This is a genomic window from Riemerella columbina DSM 16469, from assembly GCF_000374405.1.
Lineage (GTDB): Bacteria > Bacteroidota > Bacteroidia > Flavobacteriales > Weeksellaceae > Riemerella > Riemerella columbina.
The window spans coordinates 1-6,571 of record NZ_KB894257.1 but is presented as its reverse complement, the minus strand read 5'-3'; the positions used below and the strand labels follow the sequence as shown (position 1 = coordinate 6,571).

10 protein-coding genes are annotated in these 6,571 nt (G+C 32.2%); 6 read left to right on the top strand and 4 right to left on the bottom strand.

What is annotated here, in order from left to right; translation table 11 throughout:
* On the top strand, nucleotides 1-282 hold a 282-nt coding region (locus C237_RS15015), incomplete at its 5' end, for an RteC domain-containing protein (protein ID WP_018676238.1).
* On the opposite strand, the gene C237_RS0109370 is transcribed toward C237_RS15015, so the two are convergent.
* The 3 genes from C237_RS0109370 to mobA form a co-directional block, all read right to left on the bottom strand.
* Nucleotides 263-682, bottom strand: a complete 420-nt coding sequence (locus tag C237_RS0109370; RefSeq protein ID WP_018676237.1) for a hypothetical protein — start codon at nucleotides 680-682, stop codon at nucleotides 263-265. The genes C237_RS15015 and C237_RS0109370 overlap by 20 nt on opposite strands.
* A gap of 199 nt (nucleotides 683-881) precedes the next feature.
* A complete protein-coding gene (gene mobB / locus C237_RS0109365; RefSeq protein ID WP_018676236.1) occupies nucleotides 882-1,898 on the bottom strand; it encodes a conjugal transfer protein MobB in 1,017 nt (338 codons plus the stop codon).
* A gap of 5 nt (nucleotides 1,899-1,903) precedes the next feature.
* The gene (gene mobA / locus C237_RS0109360; RefSeq protein WP_026315609.1) at nucleotides 1,904-2,314 is read right to left on the bottom strand and encodes a conjugal transfer protein MobA; all 411 of its coding nucleotides are present in this window, start codon (nucleotides 2,312-2,314) and stop codon (nucleotides 1,904-1,906) included.
* On the opposite strand from mobA, the gene C237_RS0109355 reads away from it, so the two are divergent.
* The 5 genes from C237_RS0109355 (at nucleotide 2,230) to C237_RS13255 (ending at nucleotide 6,320) form a co-directional block, all read left to right on the top strand.
* Nucleotides 2,230-2,955, top strand: a complete 726-nt coding sequence (locus tag C237_RS0109355) for a ParA family protein (RefSeq protein WP_245539716.1) — start codon at nucleotides 2,230-2,232, stop codon at nucleotides 2,953-2,955. The genes mobA and C237_RS0109355 overlap by 85 nt on opposite strands.
* Nucleotides 2,952-3,401 carry a DUF3408 domain-containing protein gene (locus C237_RS0109350; protein ID WP_018676233.1) on the top strand — a complete coding sequence of 150 codons (450 nt, stop codon included), beginning with the start codon at nucleotides 2,952-2,954 and terminating at the stop codon, nucleotides 3,399-3,401. Before C237_RS0109355 ends, C237_RS0109350 begins: the two co-directional genes overlap by 4 nt.
* A gap of 3 nt (nucleotides 3,402-3,404) precedes the next feature.
* Nucleotides 3,405-4,025, top strand: a complete 621-nt coding sequence (locus C237_RS0109345) for a hypothetical protein (protein WP_018676232.1) — start codon at nucleotides 3,405-3,407, stop codon at nucleotides 4,023-4,025.
* A gap of 202 nt (nucleotides 4,026-4,227) precedes the next feature.
* Nucleotides 4,228-5,790, top strand: a complete 1,563-nt coding sequence (locus C237_RS0109335; RefSeq protein ID WP_018676230.1) for a hypothetical protein — start codon at nucleotides 4,228-4,230, stop codon at nucleotides 5,788-5,790.
* A gap of 14 nt (nucleotides 5,791-5,804) precedes the next feature.
* Nucleotides 5,805-6,320, top strand: coding sequence for a nucleotidyl cyclase domain-containing protein (locus C237_RS13255; protein ID WP_018676229.1), 516 nt, complete (start codon nucleotides 5,805-5,807; stop codon nucleotides 6,318-6,320).
* Between the two features lie 4 nt (nucleotides 6,321-6,324).
* Here C237_RS13255 and C237_RS13250 read toward each other — a convergent pair.
* Nucleotides 6,325-6,571, bottom strand: a 247-nt coding sequence (locus C237_RS13250) for a transposase (protein WP_018675576.1), incomplete at its 5' end; no start/stop codon positions are given.

Genomic DNA, 6,571 nt, shown 5'->3' with positions numbered 1-6,571 from the left:
CAATTTGATAAAATAGCCAATGAAAACCATCGCTCAATTCATTGGACAGAAAGCAAAGCTGCCCTGGTTGAACTCATCTATGCACTACACGCTACAAAAGCCATATCAGGTGGACAAATTAGTTTAAATAAAATCTTTGAAATGATTATGTCTTGCAACACAAATTTCGTCAACCCTTTTTTGTTTTCCAAAAAAAAGTTTAAATCAGTTCAGTACTTAGATTATTTCCTTTCAAATATAATAATTTTTATTTATATATCTATTATTTGTTTTTTCTTTTGAAAAATAAATAGTCATTATTCATTTGTAAGTGGTTATTATTGATTTGTAAATGGTCATTGTCCATTTGTAAATGGTCATTGTCCATTTGTAAGTGGTCATTATCCATTTGTAAGTGGTCATCATCCATTTGTAAATGGTCATTATCTATTTGTAAATGGTCATTATCCATTTGTAAGTGGTCATCATCCATTTGTAAGTGGTCATTGTCCATTTGTAAGTAGTCATTATCAGTTTGTAAGTGGTCATTGTCCATTTGTAAGTAGTCATTATCAATTTGTAAGTAGTCATTATCAATTTGTAAGTAGTCATCATCCATTTGTAAGTAGTCATTGTCCATTTGTAAGTGGTCATCATCCATTTGTAAATGGTCATTATCTATTTGTAAGTAGTCATTATCCATTTGTAAGTAGGCATCATTTCTTTAAACAATTTTATTTAAATTTATTTGTTATTTTAAATATATATTGTAAGTTTGTAGTGCTTTAAACGCTGTGATTATATTTATAATCACATAATTTCTGACTTTTGCCCCGCCATAATCATAAGCAAAAAGATTAAACAATAATATTAATTATTTATGGGGCAAAAGTTTTTTTTATTCAATTAGCGGAAAAGTCTTTCCCCAATCGTGAACCATTCCAAATGCAACGGGAATTATGGTCGATAAAAGTTACTCCATATAATCTGCCTTGGTCGTTCTCACGAAAAACCACCGATATTTTATGCGATACCAAAGTCTTCATAAATTCTGCCTTGCTTTGGGTTGTTTTTAAAGCATTTTTAATATGCTGTTTAAGCATTGATTTATCCTGCTTTTTTAAGTGAGGCTTATGCTTTTGCATCTGCTTTTCTAACGTAGGAAGACCTGCCTTTTTACCAAACAAAGAGGCTTTAAACGGATTACTTGCTTTTTCTCCGTTTTCGTCCAAAGCAAAATACACCAATCCCCTTCGATATTCTCCGTGTAGTTCGCCCTCCACTTTTTCTGTACCAATATTCAACAGTTTAAGTAAGGCGGTATATTCTCCTAGACTTTGAAACTGATAATATTGATGTATGTATCGAACAATAGAAGCCAACTGACTTTTGATATCTGCCTTGCGATAATCCACAGGCTGAAATAAGGCTTCGTCTTTTCCTTCCTTTTTATTCAAGGCGGATTGCAGACCGAATTTTTCTTCTAATGCTCGACAAACCCGCATTGATTTTCGTTTCTCGAAAGCATCATCTATTTTCTTGCCTTGTTCATCTACGCAGACCGAGACTATATGAATATGTGTCCGTTCAATATCCGTATGTTTAAATACAACAAAAGGTTGATTGCCATATCCCATTTCTTGCATATATTCAGCAGCTATTTTTCTAAAGTCTTGGTCTGAAACTTTGTCTTTCGGGTCGGGATTGATAGAGATATGCAGGATTGGTTTTTCGGTTCTTTGGTTGGCGGTTAAGTACGGTTCAAACGAACGAACCAAAACGGAAGTGTCCCATCGTCCATCCAAAGGAATTATCATATGCTGGGTGTGCAAAATGTTTCCGTTATCATCTTCTACTTTTTCATAATTGTATAAAAGTATACCCAAAAGATTACTCCCTCGTCCGATTTTTGCTACCATATCACTTAGTTTTTTAGGTGTTTTTGTTCAAAGTTTTGCGTAATCCGTTTGATTTCTTCACTCAAAACCACCAACTTTTTCGTCTGTTCTTCGAGTTTAAAGAGATAGGCCCCTGCCTTTTTTTCTGAAAAATGGCGGTAAAGTATCTTGACAATCTGATTATAATTTACGCCGATTTTCCTAAATTGAGCGTTTAATTCGGTGAGTTTAGTATAAAAATCAATGGCAGTTTTATCAATTTTTATGGTTTTAATCTCTCTATTGAACAAAACAGAGGTAATGAAATGGGCTTTGTGCGTCAGCCCTGATTCTTCAAATAGGGATAAAAACTTTGCATTTTCTTCTTCGCTCAAACGAAATACATAACGATGCCTGCGGGGATTTAACTTCTCCGGACGACCGCCTTGTGGTAGTATTCGATTGTGATTATCCGCAGCACAGCATCAGCAATTTAAGAGAGCAAGACTTAAAAATCGTGATGAAGAATGAACATTTTAAGCAGAAAGCACACGAGCAATTCAGCACCATTAACAAAAAAGCCTATCCGATTATCACTTGCAAATCCAATGAGGCAATTCAAAAAGCGGAAAAATTTATCAGAGAAACCCCTTATGATATTGATATAGTGTTATTCGATATGCCAGGAACGGTTAATACCGCAGGTATTTTGACCGTTCTATCACATATCAACCATATTTTCGCACCCATCACTGCCGATAGGGTAGTCATTGAAAGTACCCTCAGTTTTACAGAGGTACTTTCCAACATTATCGCTAAAAATATGGATAGCGAAATAAAATCAGTTCATCTATTTTGGAACCAAGTCGATGGGCGAGAAAAATCGCCATTGTATAAAATCTATGAGAATGTTATTGCAGAACTCCAACTGACGATGATGAAGAGCTATATATCCGATAGTAAACGTTTTCGTAAAGACGGAAGCGGTAATCAGAAATATGTATTTCGTTCTACTTTGATGCCTGCGGATGAGAAACTAATGAGTGGTTGTCATTTGGACGATTTTATTAAGGAATTTGTAAAAATAATAGAAGTATGAGAAAGAAAAGAAACCCTATCAACGAAAGCGAGTTAATGGAGCTAATGGCAGGAAAAAAAGAAGAGTTATCGGTTGCGAAAGATTCGGCTAAAACATCAGAACCAATCAAAGATGAGAGTGTTTCAAATAACGAAATTCAGGATAAAGAACCTGCAAATATGCTCGAACCTGAACAAAAGGCAACAACATCAACAAGGGTTAAGAAAACAGATGTAGAAACCTATGAAAGTTTGTTTTTTAGTTCTGGAGAAACGTCAGCAAGAAATGGAAAGTCAGTGTATATCCGCCCTGAATTTCATCGTAGAATTGTTCAAATCGTACAGGTAATTGGAGAGGATAAAATATCTATTTACAATTATCTCGATAACCTCTTAGAAGACCATTTTAATCGCTATGAAAAGGAAATTAAAAAAGCATTTAAAGACAAATACAAACCAATATTTTAAGTTATGGAAAAAATTATAATTATCCTGTTGTTTATTATCATATTCTTTCTACTATGGGAAAGAAACTTTTTAAGACCAAAAAATAAAACTTCCAATCCCAAAAGTGGGAGTCCTCGAAAACCTAAAAAGGAAGAGTCTTATACAGTGGTAGGTAAGAGTAAGTTTGTTGCTCCCAAAGTTGATGAACCAGCACAAGAAACTACGAATCCATCACCTTCAAACGAAATACCTACGAAGGTACAGCCAGAGCCTAAAAAAACTTCTATTCCAGCACAAATTCCTGAAGAGGAATTAGAAGCGATATTTAGCAAGGAACTCAATGAAGACGAGGAAGAGGAACTTCGGGCAATGCGTACTCCCGAAGAAGACGATGATTTTGCTACAGGATTATCCTTTGAAGAATTAGCACAGGTAGAGCCTTTATTAACAAAGAAAGAATTGGATAAAGAGGAAGAACAACAGGCTACCTCAATAGCCAAAAAACTCAGTGATACCGAATTATTAAGCGAAATTGAAAAAGTATTACCACAAGCTAAAAAACGAGTTTCTGAACTATTAGACAGGGACTTAAAAAGTCCTCCTACAAAAAGTAAAGAGGACTTTGATATTGGGGATTTTGTGTAAAAAAATACGTTTTAAAAAACGTATTTTTTTCATCATAAGAAGAAAAATTGTAAATTTACAATATATTTCATATCCAATTTTATGTGCAACAAGGTATCTATAGATCAAAATGGTGAAAGTCGCAAATGCAATTATGCAAAACTTGTAGATATTGACTTGCCTATTGATGATTCGGGGCTTTGTATCTTTCATTCAGAAAATATTGAATGGAAAAAGGCAAAATGAGTGTTTTAACTATTTTGCTGATTTAATCTATTTTAACAATAAAAAAAATTATGACATTCTCGAATTATTTGATGTAGTAATAACAGGTAATGAAAATGATAATAATGCTTACAAATTTATTTATGGGGAATTCGTAGTAAAAAATGGTATATACTTATATAACTGTAAGTTTGTGGATGACCTTTATTTAATAGAGGGCCGCTTCCTAGATGACCTTATCTTGGTAAATTGTGATTTAAAAAGTGTAACCTTTGATAAATGTAGATTTAAAGGTGATAGGACTGCTATAATAGAAAGTGAATTTAAAGAAAGTTTTTTAATAATAGAAGATACTTGCTTCAAAAGTGATGTGAGTATTACTTCAAATATTTTTAGTTCAAATTTTGAGATTAGTTTTTCTGAGTTTGAAAATGAGTTTGAATTTTTGTTCAATACATTTAAAGATAATAATTGTGAAATTTATTTATATGGCAATTTCTTAGGAGGATTAAGTTACCAGAGTAATATTCATACAGGTTCTTTACTAGTGAACTCTTGTCACTTTGGTAGCAATAGTAAAATTAACTCAGAAAGTTTATTTTTCGACATTCATAGAGATGCAAATTTTGAGTTTTCTAATAATATAATAGTAAAATCTGTTACTTTTAAAGGAAGAGAAAATGAACTAATGTTTGGTTCAAACTCAAAAATCAATTTATATGAAAAAGAATTTAACGATAATTCTCAAATTATTTTTGAAAATTGTGATCTACAGATACTCAATCAAAATTTAAGAGAAAAGTTGTCCGATTTAAAAAACAGTGGCAAGGTAAAACTTGTAAACTCCCAATTATATAATTTCTATTATGTTCTTGAATATCCTACGAGAGAAATAGAAAAATATATCATAGAAGATTATGTTACAGTTATTAAAAGATTTTTTAATTATCTGTATTCTGATTTTCTAGAGACCAGTTTTCAAAGGTCAATCGATCATAAAAGATTAAAAATTATTTTTCGTTCCCACAATATCTTGGAGGAAACTTTTATAGAGAAGATAGCTAATTTGCCGAATAAACTTCAAGAAATTAAACATGATGAAACAGAAATAATTGATTATTTTAATCAAATTGATAGTGTGTTTTACAGGATGTTAGAGCTACTTAAAAGAGGAATTATAAGTGACGAGTGGATAAAAACTGTAAGTAAACTCACAGATACTAAAAATAATATATGTTTAATGCCATCAATAAATATTCATATGAAAGACTCAAATTTACAAATAGGTATTGGTAAAAATATAGATCAAAAATTAATTTCTAATTCCCATAATGAGAACAATAAAAAGGAAATATTTGAAAAAGCAAAAACTGCCAAAGCAGATTTAGAGAAAAGTGGTAGATATTCAACGGAAGAAATTAAAGATATATCGAATTTAATTGATAGTATATTAAACCAATATAATGAAGATGGTGAAGTTCCTAATTTTTACAAAGCTTCGCTTCTAAGCTTAGCTGGGAATATTTCTAGTATAGCCTCATTTATCCAAAGTATTTTTTAAAGTTATTAGAATATATGGAAGATATTAAAAACTACGAAGGTGCAGTATTTTTTGTAGATATTTTAGGGATTTCAGCTCTCACAAATGGAGCCATACCTTTAAAAAATGAAGATTTTAAACCTTGGTTAAACGATAGAAAGCTCTATACAAATCAGTTTTTAGGTGCTTCAATACTAACGGAATTCAGAAAGTTACTTTCGTCCATCAAAGGGAAAAACTCAAAAATAACGATCACACAATTATCCGACTGTGCATTTATATGGTCAGAGGATATACTCGAGGTATTAGTGTTTTGCTCGAAGTTTATGCATCAGGCCATTAAAAACGGTATTTTATGTAGAGGAGGGTTAGCATACGGCGAGATAATAGAAACGAAGCAACCTCATAATTTAGGAAGGTTTATCCTTGGTGATGCTGTGACGCAAGCAGCTAAATTAGAAAGTCAATCAAAAGGATGCAGGGTACTTATTAATAGAGGTTTGCCAGAGACACTATCCCTTAAAGTGTGTAAGTTAAAAAGAGATGCTTAGGTTTTTAGAGTCTTAGTCTTTGGTCAAATATAAGCATAAATTGGTTTAAAACCAACCCCCAATTTCTAATAGGCATCGACCATTTCTTAGTGGCTTCTCTTATAGAGAGATATACTGACTTCATAACCGCCTCATCGGTAGGAAAAGACATCTTGTTTTTGGTGTATTTACGGATTTTTCCATTAAGATTTTCGATTAAATTAGTGGTATAAATAATTTTACGGATTTCTAAAGGAAAGTCGAAAAATACG